This is a genomic window from Rubellimicrobium arenae (assembly GCF_017916275.1).
GTDB lineage: Bacteria > Pseudomonadota > Alphaproteobacteria > Rhodobacterales > Rhodobacteraceae > Rubellimicrobium > Rubellimicrobium arenae.
Window position 1 is genome coordinate 286,201 of the sequence record NZ_JAFMST010000004.1, and the last position, 16,103, is coordinate 302,303.

The 16,103-nt window shown below is 72.7% G+C and carries 11 protein-coding genes and 1 tRNA gene; 1 reads left to right on the forward strand and 11 read right to left on the reverse strand.

The window, feature by feature from the left end; translation table 11 throughout:
• Nucleotides 1–68: 68 nt before the first annotated feature.
• The 5 genes from J3P31_RS08220 to J3P31_RS08240 all read right to left on the reverse strand — a co-directional run bounded on the left by J3P31_RS08220 (nt 69) and on the right by J3P31_RS08240 (nt 5,189).
• Entirely contained in the window at nt 69–1,763 is a 1,695-nt protein-coding gene (locus tag J3P31_RS08220) for an alkaline phosphatase (RefSeq protein ID WP_210527937.1), read from the reverse strand.
• 183 nt (nt 1,764–1,946) lie between these two features.
• On the reverse strand, nt 1,947–2,174 hold the full coding sequence (locus J3P31_RS08225) for a hypothetical protein (protein ID WP_210527938.1): 228 nt from the start codon (nt 2,172–2,174) through the stop codon (nt 1,947–1,949).
• 144 nt (nt 2,175–2,318) lie between these two features.
• Nucleotides 2,319–4,487, reverse strand: a complete 2,169-nt coding sequence (locus J3P31_RS08230) for an esterase-like activity of phytase family protein (protein WP_210527939.1) — start codon at nt 4,485–4,487, stop codon at nt 2,319–2,321.
• Nucleotides 4,488–4,591: 104 nt separating this feature from the next.
• Nucleotides 4,592–4,676, reverse strand: a tRNA-Leu gene (locus tag J3P31_RS08235).
• A 42-nt stretch (nt 4,677–4,718) separates the two neighbouring features.
• Nucleotides 4,719–5,189: an Lrp/AsnC family transcriptional regulator gene (locus J3P31_RS08240; protein WP_210527940.1), complete on the reverse strand. Its 471-nt coding sequence runs from the start codon at nt 5,187–5,189 to the stop codon at nt 4,719–4,721.
• Between the two features lie 111 nt (nt 5,190–5,300).
• On the opposite strand from J3P31_RS08240, the gene putA reads away from it, so the two are divergent.
• Nucleotides 5,301–8,774, forward strand: coding sequence for a bifunctional proline dehydrogenase/L-glutamate gamma-semialdehyde dehydrogenase PutA (putA, locus tag J3P31_RS08245; RefSeq protein ID WP_210527941.1), 3,474 nt, complete (start codon nt 5,301–5,303; stop codon nt 8,772–8,774).
• 54 nt (nt 8,775–8,828) lie between these two features.
• On the opposite strand, the gene J3P31_RS08250 is transcribed toward putA, so the two are convergent.
• From J3P31_RS08250 to J3P31_RS08275, 6 genes are all read right to left on the reverse strand, one after another.
• Nucleotides 8,829–9,377 (reverse strand): sarcosine oxidase subunit gamma, encoded by a 549-nt coding sequence (locus tag J3P31_RS08250; RefSeq protein WP_368373038.1) that lies wholly within the window; start codon nt 9,375–9,377, stop codon nt 8,829–8,831.
• Entirely contained in the window at nt 9,370–12,288 is a 2,919-nt protein-coding gene (locus tag J3P31_RS08255; RefSeq protein ID WP_210527942.1) for a sarcosine oxidase subunit alpha family protein, read from the reverse strand. Before J3P31_RS08255 ends, J3P31_RS08250 begins: the two co-directional genes overlap by 8 nt.
• Nucleotides 12,285–12,545, reverse strand: a complete 261-nt coding sequence (locus tag J3P31_RS08260; protein ID WP_210527943.1) for a sarcosine oxidase subunit delta — start codon at nt 12,543–12,545, stop codon at nt 12,285–12,287. Before J3P31_RS08260 ends, J3P31_RS08255 begins: the two co-directional genes overlap by 4 nt.
• An 18-nt stretch (nt 12,546–12,563) precedes the next feature.
• Nucleotides 12,564–13,817, reverse strand: a complete 1,254-nt coding sequence (locus tag J3P31_RS08265) for a sarcosine oxidase subunit beta family protein (RefSeq protein ID WP_210527944.1) — start codon at nt 13,815–13,817, stop codon at nt 12,564–12,566.
• A 126-nt stretch (nt 13,818–13,943) separates the two neighbouring features.
• Nucleotides 13,944–14,360 carry a hypothetical protein gene (locus J3P31_RS08270; RefSeq protein WP_210527945.1) on the reverse strand — a complete coding sequence of 139 codons (417 nt, stop codon included), beginning with the start codon at nt 14,358–14,360 and terminating at the stop codon, nt 13,944–13,946.
• Between the two features lie 143 nt (nt 14,361–14,503).
• Nucleotides 14,504–15,946 carry a Glu/Leu/Phe/Val family dehydrogenase gene (locus J3P31_RS08275; protein WP_210527946.1) on the reverse strand — a complete coding sequence of 481 codons (1,443 nt, stop codon included), beginning with the start codon at nt 15,944–15,946 and terminating at the stop codon, nt 14,504–14,506.
• Nucleotides 15,947–16,103: the final 157 nt, after the last annotated feature.

Here is a 16,103-nt window from a genome sequence, read left to right on the forward strand (position 1 = left end):
CGTGGCGCGTCCGGAAACGGGAACGGACCCTGCGCGGGCAGGGTCCGTGGGATGATGGGCCAGCGGGCTCAGTTCCCCGAGGGGGCGGCATCCTGGGCGTTGCCCTGCGTGTCGTCGCCCGAGGTGCCCTCGCCGGTGGCGGCGGCCCCCGTCGCGGCGGGCTGGGCCGCGCCGGGCTGGGCCGCGGCGGGCAGGACCTGCCCCCCGTTCATCGCGGTCAGCATGACGTGGAACAGCACGTTCTGCTCCATCGATCCGCGGAGCAGGTGCGCCCAGGGGCCGCGCGCATAGGCGGCGACGTCCTCGCCCGAATGCGTCTCGGAGGACAGCGGGATCAGCGCCTGCTGGAGGTAGTCGGGGTCGGTCACCTGCTCCTGCGTGAGGTCGGGGCGGCTGCCCGAATAGACGTGGACCGTCTCCTCGGCCGCTGCGCCGCCGGCGGCGGTGGCCGCCGAGCCCGCGCCGGTGGTGGTCGTTTCGCCTTCGGGGATCTGCTCGATCAGGACCGAGCCCGCGCCGTTCAGGTAACCCGCGACCGTGTAGGGCTTGCCGTCGTCGCCCAGCACGGGGGTATCGAGGTGCATCTCGCCCGCCGGGTCGACGTCCAGGCACAGCCCGACGATGGGCGTGCCCCGGCCGCAGTAGCCGTTGAAGGCGATGGCGTGCTCGTGGTCGGCGGTGACGATGATCAGAGTCTCGGCGGGGTCGGTCAGGTCCATGGCGGCCTGCACGGCCTGGGCGAAGGCGACCCCGTCGGTCACCGCGCGGTACAGGTTGCCCGCATGGTTGGCGTGGTCCACGCGCCCGCCCTCGACCTCGAGGTAGTAGCCCGCCTCGTTCCCGTCGAGCGCACCGATGGCCATCCGGGTCATCTCGGCCAGCGAGGGTTCGTCGGTGCGGTCGTGCTCGTACTGCATGTGGCTCGACTCGAAGAGGCCCAGCACGGGGCCGTTGCCCGGGGCCGCCAGGGCGTTGAAGGTCTCGGTGTTCCAGGCGTACTGGCCGCCCTCGCCGGTGATCTCCTCCACGAGGTTGCGGCCGTCGGCGCGGGCGCCGGGGTTGCCCTCCTCGTCCGTGGCCTCGGCCGGCAGGAAATGCTGGCGCCCGCCGCCCAGGGCAAGGTCGACCACGCCGGATTCCATGGCGGTGACGAGCTGCGCCGCGATGTCGGGCTGGTCGCAGCCCTCGGGGATGGCGGTGTCGTCCTCCCAGTCCCGGTTCACGGTGCGGGCGTAGACGGCGGCGGGGGTGGCGTGGGTGATCCGCGCCGTCGAGATGATCCCGACCGACTTGCCCATGCCCGAGGCGATGTCCGCCAGCGTCGTCACCGAGGAGGCGAGCCCCGCCGCGCAGTCGTCCACGGCCACCTCGGAGGGCACGTTGATGACGTCGTTGCGGGTCTTGATCCCCGTGTTCATCGCGCTGGCCGTCGGGGCGGAGTCCGGCGTCTGGCCGTTGGTCGAATAGGTCTTGATCAGCGCCACGTTCGGGAAGGTCTCGTAGGGCAGGACGAAGTCCTCGCCCATGCCGCCGGCCTCCTGGCCCATGAAGACGCGGGTGGCGTAGTTGGTGCCGACGCCGTTGCCGTCCGCGACGAAAAGGATGACGTTGCGCGCCGTGCCGGTGTTGGGCTGCAGCGCGAGCATCTGCTCGATGGCGCCCTGCCCCGCGACGAACCACTGGTTCCGGGTCTGCGCGATGTCCTGGGCGGCGGCGGCCGAGGCCAGCGTGGCCGCGGCGATGGCGAGGGCGGACGTTCTCATGATGACTCCGATCGACTGGGATGGGCCGCAGCTTGGCGGGGCTTTGTGACAGTCACGCGAAGGTCACGGCCCAAAGACGGGATTGTTGCGTTTACAGAAACGATCCACGGCAGGACGGCCCGTGGGGCGCCGCGCCGTGGGGGGTGCGGTCCTTTGGACGCCCGGCGACAGGGCGTCAGGGCGTCAGGCGCGGCGGGACCCCAGGCGCACCGAGGGGATCAGCCCGATGTCGTCGAGCAGGTAGGAGGGCACCTCGGTGGCGACCCGCCGCGCGCGCCCCCGGGTCATCCGGTCGGTCCATCGCCGCAGACGGGAGACGGGCGCCCGGTCGGGACCCCCGTCCACGACGGGGGCGTCGGGAGCCGCGTCGGGGCTCGGGTCGTCGGGAACTCGGAACGTGGTCGGGGACATGGGCGCACCCTCCTGGACGTTGGTCGTCCTGCCGGACGCCCGCAGGATGCAGGGCCCAGGTTTCGGGAACATCACGGGACGCTGACGTTTCGATGACGATCCGGGCCGGGTGACGATTCCGGCCCGGACGCCCCTGGGCCCAGGTCAGTCCGCGCGGCCCGCGGACCAGAACATCGTCTCGCCCGGGCTGTCGTCGACGCCGTCGTTGTCGGTCACGAGCCAGATCGTTCCGTCCGGGCCGATGGTCAGGCCCTCGACCTTCTCCGGCACCGGGCCGCCGCCCTGCCCGAGGTCGGGCAGCAGGTCGCGCACGACCTCGCGCCGGACCTCGGGCAGGTCGCCGCCCAGCGGGGCGGGCGCCAGGTCGGCCAGCGGCACCCGGGTCACGAGCTTGGTCACGGCCTCGGGGCCCATGTGGTTGTCGCGCTCGATGAGATAGGCCCAGTCGCCATGCACCGCGATCTCGGACAGGCCGACCCAGCCCTCGCCCGTGGGCTCGGCCTTCCGGTAGTGGACCGCGCCCCAGTCCTCGCGCTCGGGATCGTAGGCGACCAGCTTCACCGTATTCTCCGGGTCGTCGGCCCATTCGCGCTGCATGGCGAGCCAGAGCGTGCCGTCGATCACGGCGATGCCTTCGGCGCCGAAGCGGGTCTCGTGGGCGAGGAGCTCGGGCGGGAAGGCCACCTCCTCCTGGATCTCGCCCTCCGCGTCCACATGGAGGAGAGCGTGCGGCACGAGCCTGTCGCTGCGGCCCTCGCTGGCCAGCCAGAAGCCGCCTTCGCCGTCGGGCGCGATGCCCTCGAGGTCGAGCTTCTGCGCCGGGGCGCCGTTCCGGGTGACGGTGACCGCGCCGGTGATGCGGGCGGGAACCTGGGTCGCGTCGATCGTGTAGATGCGCGGCTGCATGGCATAGGCGCTGTCGCTGACCGCGAACAGGCGGCCGGGCGCGTCCGGGTCCGCCGCCAGCCCCGACAGGGCCCCCCAGCCGGCCACCTCGGACGCGCCCTCCGAGGTGATCGTCGGGTAGGCGGGCGCCCCCTCTTCGCGCGCGAAGATCATGACATGCGCCCGGCCCAGGCCGTCGCCGCCCAGGTCCGTCTCGTTGGCGGTGGCGATGAGGCCGCGCTCGGGGAGGGCCACCAGGCCCTCGGGCCCGATGCCCGACGGCAGCATCTGGAGCAGCACGGGGCGGGCCGGGTCGGACACGTCGTAGACCGCCACCACCGAGGCGCGCTCGGATTCCACGAACACGAGCGGCGTGCCGTCGAAGGTGGCGAAGCCGATGGATTCGGGCTCGGCCCCCTTGGCGTCCGAGCGGCCCTCGGGGTAGTGGCCGATGCGGGCGACGGCCTGGTCGAAGCTCGCGCCGCTGTCCCAGACGACCTGGCCGTCGCGCGTCCAGATCGTCCAGCCGCGGCTGCCGCCGTCCATGTCGCCTTCGTTCGCGGTGGCGAAATGGGTGTCGTCGATCCACTTGACGCCATCGGGCTCGCGCGGGATGCCTTGCGCCGTGCCGTCGAAGCGGATCGCGCCATCCTCGGCCGTGTCGATGCCCTCCAGATCCACGAGCCCGGCCGGGATGTCCGACAGGACCTGGCCGTCGCGGTCCAGCACGACGATGTGGTTGTTCTCCTGGAGGGTGACGACGATCTCACCCGCCGCGTTGATGTCCAGGTACTCGGGCTCGGGGTCCTCGGGGGCGATCTCGGCCAGGCCGGTCAGGTCGGCGCGGACCAGCCCGGCGCAGTCCACCTCGCCCGCCTCCAGCGGCAGGATCGCCACGAAGCCCGCCGGCATCTGCGGGACGCGCCCGTCGCCCGCATCCTCGTCGCGCTCGTTCTCGATGGCCACGGCCAGGAAGCTGCCGTCCCGCGCCAGGGCCACGCTGTCGGGCTGGCCGCCCAGGTCGCAGCGCGCCCGGACCTCGCCCGTGGCCATGTCCAGGCTGGCCAGGACGCCCGACGGCTGCACGTAGCTGTCCGAGGTGTTCACCGCGACATAGGCGGTGGCGTCCAGCACCGCGACCGAGGTCGGCTCCCCGTCCATGGCGACGTTGCCCCGGGGCCGGGGATGGGCGGGGTCGGCGATGTCCACCATCCCCACCACGCCCAGCGGGCTGTCGGTGTAGATCAGAGTCCGGCCATCCCCGCTTGCCGCGATGATCTCGGCCGACGTCTCGCGGCTGCGGTCCTCGCCATCCGCCATGTTGTCCGGCGTGGCAAAGCTGGCCACGCGGTTGAAGGCGGTCTCGGCCCCGGCTCCGGCCGCCATGAGCGCGAGAAGGGAGGTGAGGCAGGTCAGCTTGATGGGCACGGGAGACTCCGAAGTCAGAACGGTCCCGCGAGCCTGCCCGTCCCGTGTGACAGGCGTGTGAAGGGTCCATCGCCGCCGGAGGGCGGCATCACGGACAAGGCTGGTGGTGCCCGCGGCGGGACTCGAACCCGCACGGCCAGAGGCCAAGCGATTTTAAGTCGCTGATGTCTACCATTCCACCACGCGGGCCGGCCCGGGCACCCTATCCGCCGCGACCTCCGGGCGAAAGGGTCAGCCGGAGGGAAACCCTTCCTCCTTGACCGTCTGCATCGCCACGTAGGTCGAGGTCGAGGCCACATGCGGCAGCGTCGAGATGTGCTCGGCCAGGGCAGCGCGGTAGGTGGCCATCCCGCCCGTGCGGACCTTGAGCAGGTAGTCGAAGCTTCCCGCGATCATGTGGCAGGCCTCGATCTCGGGGATGCGGAGCACGGCGGCGTTGAAGGCGGCCAGGGCGCTTTCGCGGGTGTCCGACAGGCGCACCTCCACGAAGGCCACATGGTCCCGCCCCAGGACCCCGGGATCGACCAGGGCGCGGTAGCCCCGGATCGCGCCCCGCGCCTCGAGCCGGCGCAGCCGCGCCTGCACCGGCGACTTGGACAGGCCGACGCGGCCCGCCAGGTCGGCGATGCTGATCCGCCCCTCGGCGGCGACGATCTCCAGTATCTTCCGGTCAAAGCCGTCCAGCGCAGGACGTTCGGACATCGTCGGGCTCCTCTTGCGGTCCGATCGCCTGATAACCCGCCCCAGACAAGGCGCAAGGCCCGTTCAGGATCTCCTATATAGAGGTCATCTCCCTTGCCGGATTCGACCCCGATGACCCATCACGCCCCGCTCGCCACCACCTCCGATCTCGCCGCGCTCCGCGCCGTCGTGGATGACGGCACCCTCGCCCCCGAGGGTCCGCTCCTTGACCGTCTGGTCCGTCAGGCCGCCCTTTCGCCCGAGGCGCGCGCCGCCGTGGGCCGCCACGCCGCCGACCTCGTGCGCCGGATCCGCGAGGCCACGCGCCCTGGCCTCATGGAGGTGTTCCTGGCCGAGTACGGCCTGTCCACCGACGAAGGCGTGGCGCTCATGTGCCTGGCCGAGGCGCTGCTGCGCGTGCCCGACGCCGATACCATCGACGCCCTGATCGAGGACAAGATCACGCCGTCGGACTGGGGCCGGCATCTGGGGCAGTCGGCCTCCTCGCTGGTGAACGCCTCGACCTGGGCGCTGATGCTGACGGGCAAGGTGCTGGACGACGCGCCTCCGGGCGTGGCGGGCCGCCTGCGCGGCGCGATCCGCCGCCTGGGCGAGCCGGTGATCCGCGCCGCCGTGGGCCGGGCCATGAAGGAGATGGGCCGCCAGTTCGTTTTGGGCGAGACCATCGACGCCGCCCGCGCCCGCGCCAAGACGCAGGAGAACAAGGGCGTCACCTACAGCTACGACATGCTGGGCGAGGCCGCGCGCACCGAGGCCGACGCCCGCGCCTATCACCTGTCCTATTCCCGCGCGATCAGCGCCATCGCGCAGGACTGCACGCGCGGGTCGGTCGCGGCCAACCCCGGCATCTCGGTCAAGCTGTCCGCCCTGCACCCCCGCTACGAGGAGGCGCAGCGCGACCGCGTCATGGCCGAGCTGGTGCCGCGCCTGGGCTCGCTCTGCCACCTCGCCAAGGCGGCGGGCATGGGTCTCAACATCGACGCCGAGGAGGCCGAGCGCCTGTCGCTCTCCGCCGACGTGATCGAGGCGGTGCTGCGCGATCCCGGCCTTCGGGGCTGGGACGGCTTTGGCGTGGTGGTGCAGGCCTATGGCCGCCGCGCGGGCGCGATGATCGACTGGCTGCATGCCCTGGCCGAACGCCTGGACCGCCGCATCATGCTGCGACTGGTCAAGGGCGCCTACTGGGATTCGGAAATCAAACGGGCACAGATCGAGGGGCTGGAGGATTTTCCGGTCTTCACCTCCAAGACCTCTACGGACGTGAGCTACGTCGCCAATGCCCGCAAGCTGCTGTCGCTGACCGACCGGATCTATCCGCAGTTCGCGACCCACAACGCCCACACCGTGGCCGCCATCCTGCACATGGCGCGCGAGATGGGCGTGCCCGCGACCGCCTTCGAGTTCCAGCGCCTGCACGGCATGGGCGAGGCGCTGCACGAGATCAACCGCGCCACCGAGGGCACGGGCCTGCGGATCTATGCCCCGGTGGGCGCGCACCGCGATCTGCTCGCCTACCTCGTCCGGCGGCTGCTGGAGAACGGGGCCAACTCGTCCTTCGTGAACCGCATCGTGGATGAATCGATCCCGCCCGAGGAGGTCGTGCCGGACCCCTTTGAGGCCCGCCCAACCCGCACGATCCCGACCGGGGCCGAGCTGTTCCAGCCGCAGCGCCGCAATTCGCGCGGGCGGGACCTGTCCGACCGTCCGACGCTGGCGGGGATGGAGGCCGACCGCGGCCGCTTCCGCGACACGGCCTGGGACGCCGCGCCGATCCTCGCCGCCGGTCAGCCGACCGGTGCCATGCGCGATCTGCGCGAGCCCGCGACCGGCCGTCCTGTCGGCCGCGTGCAGGAGGCCGACGCCGCCACCGTCTCGGCCGCGATCGGGGCCGCGCGTCCCTGGACCGCGCCCCTGGCCGAACGCGCCGCGATCCTGAACCGCGCCGCCGACCTGTACGAGGCGAACGAGGGCGAGGTCCTGGCCCTTCTGGCCCGCGAGGCCGGCAAGACCGTCCCGGACTGCGTGGGCGAACTGCGCGAGGCCGTGGACTTCCTCCGCTACTACGCCGCCCAGGCCGACGGCGCCGAGGGCCAGGGCATCTGGGCCTGCATCAGCCCCTGGAACTTCCCGCTCGCCATCTTCACAGGGCAGATCGCCGCTGCCCTGGTCATGGGCAACGCCGTGCTGGCCAAGCCCGCGCCGCAGACGCCGCTGATCGCCTTCCGCGCCGTCCAGTGGCTCCACGAGGCCGGCGTCCCGCCCGAGGCGCTGCAACTCCTCCCCGGCGGGGCGGAAACGGGGGGCGCGCTGACCGCCGACCCGCGGCTTTCGGGCGCGGCCTTCACCGGCTCGACCGCGACGGCCCTGCGCATCCGGCAAGCGATGGCCCAGGGCCCGGCGGGCCGTCCGCTGATCGCGGAAACCGGCGGCATCAACGCCATGGTGGTGGATTCCACGGCGCTGCCCGAACAGGCGGTGCGCGACATCGTGGCCTCGGCCTTCCGCTCGGCCGGGCAGCGCTGCTCGGCGCTCCGCTGCCTTTACGTGCAGGAGGAGGTGGCCGAGCCCGTGCTCCACATGCTCCGGGGCGCGATGGAGGAGCTGCGGCCCGGCGATCCCTGGGACCTGTCGACCGACCTGGGCCCCGTCATCGACGCGCAGGCCCGCGACGGCATCCTAGCCCACATCGCCAAGGCCCGGTCCGAGAACCGCGTCATCGCCGAGCGCACGGTGCCCACGAGCGGCACCTTCATCGCCCCCACGGTGATCCGCGTGGCCGGCATCGGCGACATCGAGCGCGAGGTCTTCGGCCCCGTCCTCCATGTGGCGACCTACCGGGCGGCGGATCTCGACCGGGTGCTCGACGCGGTGAACGGCACCGGCATGGGGCTGACCTTCGGCTTCCATTCGCGGATCGACGACCGCGTGCAGCGGATCGTGGACCGGGTCCATGCCGGGAACCTGTACATCAACCGCAACCAGATCGGCGCGGTTGTGGGCTCCCAGCCCTTCGGCGGCGAAGGCCTGTCGGGCACGGGACCCAAGGCGGGCGGGCCGAACTACCTGCCCCGCTTCGGCACGCCGCCCGCCGCCGGGGAGGCCGGGTCCTGGACCGGTCCCGAGGATGAGATCACCCTCGTCGCCCGCCTCCGCGAGGCCGACGGCGAAGCGATCCAGCCTCTGCCGCCCCGGAACATGCCGGGCCCGACCGGCGAATCGAACCGCCTGTCCCTGCGGCCGCGCGCCCCCTTCCTTTGCCTCGGGCCGGGTCCGGTCGCCGCCGGAACGCAGGCCGACGCCATCCGTGCGCTGGGCGGCCGCGCCGTCGCCGCGCAGGGCCGGGTCACGCCGGACACGCTGACCTCGCTCGTCCGGCTGGGCGGGGCAGTCTGGTGGGGCGACGCGGACACCGCCCGCGCCTACGAGCAGGCCCTCGCCGCCCGCGACGGCGCGATCCTGCCGCTGGTCACCGGGCAGCCCGAGGCGGGCCAGGTCCTGGCCGAGCGGCATGTCTGCATCGACACGACCGCCGCCGGCGGGAACGCGAGCCTGCTGGCCGGGACCGCGACCGGATCGGGGGTCTGACCCTTCGGGCGGGGGCTCCGGCCCCCGCCGTCCGACCCCTGCCTGGCGTCAGGCCTAGACGGCCCCCTGGCGGGCCGCGACGCGCCGCATCGCCTCGTCCAGCTCATGGACCAGCGTGCGCGCCATGCTCCGCATCGCGAAGATCTCGTAGGCCCGGGGTTCGATGCGGATCAGCGTCACCGCCAGATGGTTGAGGAGCGTCCGCGCCGTCGCGCCCTCGGGAAAGGCCCCGTCGCGCAGGTCGATGGGCACGAGCCGGGCCAGCACCTCGCGGGCGGCCAGGCCCTCGAGCCGCAGGCAGGCCAGGCCGTCGCCCTGCTCCACCACCGCCGCCAGCTCCGACAGGCCCTCCGGCACGGGCACTCCGACAAGGATCGCCCGTCCCGGCCCGGACCAGACCAGCCGCCCCTCGTTCATCCGCTGCACCCGTCCGGGCGATGGCAGCGCCGCGCCGCCCAGCGCGCGGGACAACGCCGCCTCCTGCCCCCGGAACGGCGCGATCGAGGTGACGGGACCGGGATCGACCTCGGACAGATGGGCCGCGCCGATGGCCAGCGGCAGGCCCAGGCCCTGCGCGGGCGATATCGCCAGAAGCTTAACCACGCATCCGCCCTCCCTCGGGGTCGAGGAACACCGGATCGGTGACCTCGCACAGCGTCTCGACCGACCGCATCGCGTCCACGAGCCGCACGACCTCGCCGTGCCGCGCCCGGCCTCCCTTCAGGAAGCCCAGCCCCAGCGAGGTGTCGAAGGACGGCGACCAGCAGACCGAGGTGACGTAGCCCTGCCCGTTCACGCGCGTCGCCGCCGCGTCCCGCCCGTACAGGTGCGCCCCGGCGGTGAGCTGCCCGCTCCGCGCGACCGGCCGCAGCCCCACGAGCTGCTCGCGGTCCTCCTCCAGCAGCCCCGGACGGCGCGACGCCGCCCAGCCCACGCAGTCCTTGGCCTTGGAGACCATGCGTTCCATCCCGATGTCGAAGGCGGTGGTGCGGCCGTGGATCTCGGCGTGGGTGATGAAGCCCTTCTCGATCCGCAGGACGTTCAGCGCCTCGAGGCCATAGGGGCCGCCGCCCAGCGACTCGGCCTGCGCCACCAGCAGCCGCCAGAGCGCCGCGCCGTGCCGCGCCGGCACCGCGACCTCGAAGGCCCGCTCGCCCGAGAAGGAGATGCGGAACACCCGCCCCCTCACCCCCATGACCTCGACCTCGGCGCAGCCCATGTAGGGCAGCGCGGCGTCCGACAGGTCGGCGTCCACGACGCTCTGGAGCAGCTCGCGCGACCAGGGGCCGGCGACCGAGAACTGGGCCCATTGCTCGGTCACCGACAGGACCTGCACGTCCAGGTCGGGCCGCAGCACCTGGGCCACGAAGTCGAGATGCCGCATGACCTGCGCCGCCGCGGCCGTGGTGGTGGTCATCAGGTAATGCCGGTCGCCCAGCCGCGCGGTGGTGCCGTCGTCCATGACGAAGCCGTCCTCGCGCAGCATCAGCCCGTAGCGCACCTTGCCCCGGGGCAGCGTGGAGAAGGTGTTGGCGTAAACGAAGTCCAGGAACGCCGCCGCGTCCGGCCCCTGGATGTCGATCTTGCCCAGCGTGGACACGTCGCAGACGCCCACCGCATGGCGCACCATGTCCACCTCGCGGTCGCAGGCCTGCCGCCAGGTGGCCTCGCCCGGGCGGGGGAAATACGAGGGACGATACCACAGCCCCGCCTCGGTCATCGCCGCGCCGCGCTGGACGCTCGCCTCGTGGGAGGTGGTGAAGCGCTGCGGCGCAAAGCCCGCGCCCTGCCCGCCGGCCCCCAGCGCCGCGATGGGCACGGGCACGAAGGGCGGCCGGAAGGTGGTCGTCCCGGTCGCCGCGACGGGGCTGCCCAGCGCCTCCGCCAGCACCGCCATGGCGGGAAGGTTCGCGGTCTTGCCCTGGTCCGTCGCCATGCCCAGCGTCGTGTAGCGCTTCATGTGCTCGACGCTCTGGAAGCCTTCCTGGGCCGACAGGCGGATGTCCTTGACGGTGACGTCGTTCTGGAAGTCCACGAACTGGCGGCTGCCCTCGCCGACCGTGAAGGGCGCGACGGCGTGGGGGGCGTCCTCGGCCGCGGGCAGCTCCATCGGCGGGACCGTCCGCCCCAGGTCGCCCAGGACCTCGGCCGCGGCCCGAAGCCCGTCCGCCAGGCAGGCGGCGGTGGTCAGGCGGCCGGCCGCGCTGCCCGCGACCACCATCCCGGGCACCGCCCCGTCGCGGGGCCGGAAGGCCTGGAGCCGGTCGTCCCAGACGGGCTTCGCGCCCAGGTGGCAGGTCAGGTGCACCGAAGGCGTCCACCCGCCCGAGACGGCCAGGCAGTCCACCTCGAGCTCGCGCGGGCCGCCCAGGCCGTCCACCCGGATCGACCGGAGCCCGAGCCGGCCGGAGGTCCCGGTCACGCGCGCGCCGGTCAGCACCGGATAAGCGGCGCCCTCGACCCGGGCCTCGCCCCGCATGTCGATCAGCGCCGCGACCTTGAGCCCCGCCTGCGCGAGGTCCCGCGCCGTCCGGTGCGCGTCGTCGTTGTTGCCGTAGACCGCCACGCGCGGCCCCGCGACCACGCCCCAGCGGTTGAGATAGGCCCGCACCGCGCCCGCCAGCATGATCCCGGGCCGGTCATTGTCCGGAAAGGCCAGGGGACGCTCGATGGCGCCCGCCGCCAGCACCGCCCGCCGCGCCACGATGCGCCAGAAGCACTCCTGCGGCAGGTCCGCCCGCGCGCGGCCATGCAGCCCCACCCGCTCAAGAGCGCCGTAGGTGCCGCCGTCATAGACCCCCGTCACGGCCGTCCGGGGCATGAGCCGGACGTTCGGCATCGCCGCCAGCTCCGCCAGCACGGATTCGGCCCAGAGATGCGGGGCGCGCCCGTCCACCGGGTCCGTCTCGGCCAGGAGCCGCCCGCCCATGCGCGACCCCTCGTCGGCCAGGATCACGTCCGCCCCGGCCCGGCCCGCCGCCAGCGCCGCCATCAGCCCCGCCGGCCCGGCCCCGATCACGAGGAGATCGCAGAAGGCCCAGGCCTTTTCGAACGGGGCGCCGTCGGCCTTGCCCGACAGGTGGCCCAGGCCAGCGGCCCGGCGGATGAACGGCTCGTAGACCCGCTCCCAGAAGGGGCGCGGCCACATGAAGGTCTTGTAATAGAACCCCGCGCCCAGGAACGGGGCCAGGAGGTCGTTCACGCCCAGCGCGTCCAGCTCCAGCCGGGGCCAGGCGTTCTGGCTGCGCGCCGCCATCCCGTCCCAGATCTCCTGCACGGTGGCGCGGGTGTTGGGCACGCCCTCCACCGTGACCAGCGCGTTGGGCTCCTCGCTTCCCGCGCTCAGGACGCCGCGGGGGCGGTGGTACTTGAAGGAGCGCCCGACCAGCCGCACCCCCTCGCCCAGCAGGGCCGAGGCCAGCGTGTCCCCCTCCAGCCCGGAATAGCCGCGCCCGTCGAAGGTGAAGGGGATCACCCGCGCGCCCTGCGTCAGCCCCTTGTTCGCGACCCTCATCGCGCCGCCTCCCGCGCGGGGACCGAGCCGTGGACGGCATGGGTCACGGTGTCCCGCTCGACCACGATCCAGGCGCCGCAGGGGTCGTGGTACCACATCTCGCGCAGGCGCCCCGCCGGGTTGTCGCGCAGGTGGACATGGGCGTGCCAGGCCTCCGCCCCCGCGTCGCGGCCGGGCCGGCGCAGGCTGGTGTCGTCCCCCTGGATGGTGAACTCGCGGCGGTCCCGTTCGCCGCAGTATGGACAGGTCACGCGCATTCTTGTCCCCTGCTCCGGTCAGTGCAGCGAATGCTGCGCCCCGGTCCCTTCCTCGTCCATCAATCCCCGGCCCGTCGCGAACCGGTCCAGCCGGTACCGCGCCGCGACCTCGTGCGGCTGGCCCGTCGCCATCAGGTGCGCCATGCACCAGCCCGAGGCCGGGACCGCCTTGAAGCCCCCGTAGTTCCAGCCGCAGTTGAGGAAGAGCCCCTCGACATGGGTCCGGTCGATGATGGGCGACCCGTCGGGGCTCATGTCCATGATGCCGCCCCAGGACCGCAGCACCCGCGCCCGCCCGATCATCGGCATCAGCGTCATGCCGGCCTCCATCACATGCTCGACCATGGGCAGGTTCCCCCGCTGGGCGTAGCTCGCGTAGAAGTCGAGGTCGCCGCCGAACACCAGCCCGCCCTTGTCGGACTGCGAGATGTAGAAATGCCCCATGCCAAAGCTGATGACGTGGTCGATCACCGGCTTCAGCCCTTCGGTGACGAAGGCCTGAAGGACGTGGCTTTCGATGGGCAGGCGCATCCCGGCCATGGCGGCGACCTGGCTCGACCGGCCGGCGACGACGATCCCCACCTTGCGGGCCCGGATCGGACCCCGCGTGGTCTGGACGCCGCGGACCACGCCGTTCTCGATGTCGATGCCCGTGACCTCGCAGTTCTGGATCAGGTCCACGCCCCTCCGGTCGGCGCCGCGCGCATAGCCCCAGGCGACCGCGTCGTGCCGCGCCGTGCCGCCGCGCGGATGGAACAGCCCGCCATGGATCGGGAACCGCGCCTGCTCGTAGTCGAGGAAGGGCAGCATGGCGCGCACCCCCTCGCGGTCGTACAGGATGGCGTCGTCGCCCTGCGCCGCCATGGCGTTGCCGCGCCGCGCCGCCGCGTCGCGCTGCCCGTCCGAATGGAACAGGATCATGTGGCCGCGCTGCGAGTGCATGACGTTGTAGTTCAGCTCCCGCTCCAGCCCTTCCCAGAGCTTGAGGGAATGCGAATAGAACTCGCTGTTGCCGGGCAGGAAGTAGTTGGCGCGGACGATGGTGGTGTTGCGCCCGACGTTGCCGCCGCCGAGATACCCTTTCTCGAGCACGGCGACATTCGTGATCCCGTGGTTCCGGGCCAGGTAGTAGGCCGTGGACAGGCCGTGCCCGCCCCCGCCGATGATGATGGCGTCATAGTCGGGACGGGGGCTCGGGTCCCGCCAGGCCCGTGTCCAGCCCGTGTTGCCCCTGAACCCTTCCCGGATCAGGCGAAAGCCCGAATAGCGCATGGTCCCTGCCCCCTTTCCGGCTCGTTTGCCCCGGCCCTGCCGCAAAGGCAAGCGTGCCCTGACGCGCGGGCAGCCCTGGGGGTCCCGCGCCGCGGGGTGGCCCGGGGACCGCCCCGGGAGCCGGGGTCAGGCGGCGCTGCTCTCGTCCGCGGCGCGCGGGGCGGTGACTGGAGCGGTGACGGGGGCGGTGACGGGCGGCGGGGTGCGCACGGACCGCAGCACGGGCTCGACCCGGCCACTGGGCCGCGCCGCCTTGAGGGCGGGGGCGGGCCGGGCGGCGTCGGAGCCGCGGCGGGCGGCGGGCTCGGCCCCTTCGACGGCCTCGGCGATGCGGTGGAGCAGCAGGTTGTTCTCGATCTGCAGCGCGACGATCCCGAAGGCCGCCACGATGGCGAGGAAGCCCGCCAGCGCCACCGCGCCGCCCAGCACCGGGCCGCCGCCCTGCACCGTCACCGCCCCGGCCAGCGCCAGCACGCCGATGGCGATGGCCCCGATCAGCACGGGGAACAGGGTCTTGAACAAGGAAGCGAGCGCCGCGTTCATCCGGGAACCTCGAAGCCAGGCAAAGGAATCGCCCGGGCTTGTTCCACAGACCGCCGCCGCCCGCCAGAGATCGCGCGACGCGGCGGGACCAAGGCCCCCCGGGAGTCACCCGGCCGCATCGCCCCAGGGTCGCGCCCGCCCGGCTAGAGCCCCTTGGCCCGGTAGCTTTCGGCCACCCGCCCGATCGCGACCAGGTAGGCCGCGGTGCGCAGGTCCCCGACCTCGGGCTTGTCGTGCCAGACCTCGCGCATGGACTGGTAGGCGGTCCGCATCGTGTCATCGAGCCCCGACCGCACGAGCTCCAGCTCCCCCGCGCCGCGCAGGTACTGGTCCTTGAAGCCCGGCGACAGGGTCCAGCCCAGGCCCCGGTCCTCGGACAACCGCTCCAGCTCGCGCACGAGCAGGAGGTGCTCGGCCTCCTCGGCCCGCCGCTGCATCCGGCCGAAGCGGATATGGCTCAGGTTCTTGACCCATTCGAAGTAGCTGACCGTCACGCCGCCCGCGTTGGCGTACATGTCGGGGATGACCACGGTGCCCTTGTCGCGCAGGATCTCGTCCGCGCCGGCGGTGACGGGGCCGTTCGCCCCTTCGATGATCAGGGGCGCGCGGATGCGGGCGGCGTTGTCCCGGTGGACCACGCCCTCCAGGGCGGCAGGCAGGAGGATGTCGCACTCGGCCTCCAGCACCGCCGCGCCCTCCTCGTGGAACTTGGTGCCGGGGCAGTCGCGCAGGCTCCCGGTGCGCATCAGCCACTGCTTGGCCTCCTCGACCCGGATCCCCTCGTCGGACCAGATCGCGCCGTCCCGCTCGACGATGCCGACGATGAGGGCGCCGTCCTCCTCGCTCAGGAACTTGGCGGCGTGGTAGCCGACGTTGCCCAGGCCCTGCACTACGATCCGCTTGCCTTCGAGCCCCCCCGCGAGCCGCGCCCGCTCCACGTCCTCGGGATGGCGGAAGAACTCGCGCAGCGCGTACTGGAGCCCCCGCCCCGTCGCCTCGACCCGCCCGTGGATGCCCCCGGCGCTCAGCGGCTTGCCGGTGACGCAGGCGTTGGCGTTGATGTCGGTGGTGTTCATCCGGCGGTAGGCGTCGGCGATCCAGGCCATCTCGCGCTCGCCCGTGCCCATGTCGGGCGCGGGGACGTTCTGCGCGGGATGGATCAGGTCGCGCTTGGCCAGCTCGTAGGTGAAGCGGCGGGTGATCCGCTCCAGCTCGTGCTCGTCCCAGGCGCGCGGGTCGATCCGCAGGCCCCCCTTGGAGCCGCCGAAGGGCACCTCGACCAGGGCGCATTTGTAGGTCATCAGCGCGGCCAGCGCCTCGACCTCGTCCTGGTCCACCGCCATGGCGTAGCGGATGCCGCCCTTGACCGGCTCCAGGTGCTCGGAATGGACGCTGCGGTAGCCGGTGAAGGTGTGGATCGCCCCCCGCAGCCGCACGCCGAACCGCACGGTGTAGGTGGCGTTGCAGACCCGGATCTTCTCCTCGAGCCCCGGCGGCAGGTCCATGAAGCGCACCGCGCGGGTGAACATCAGGTCCACCGATTCGCGGAACGACGGCTCCTGCGGGGGCATCGCGGCATCCTTCATGGTCGTCTCCTGTCCTGTCCGGCCGGGATCGGGTGGCGTCCCCAGGGGAACCGCCGGGGTTTTCCCGCCCCGGCGCCCGGCATTAACGGATCCCTAGAGATTATCGGCTGATCCTGGCGCGAAACCAGTCCCCCGGATGGCTGACGCGGCGCTTCGA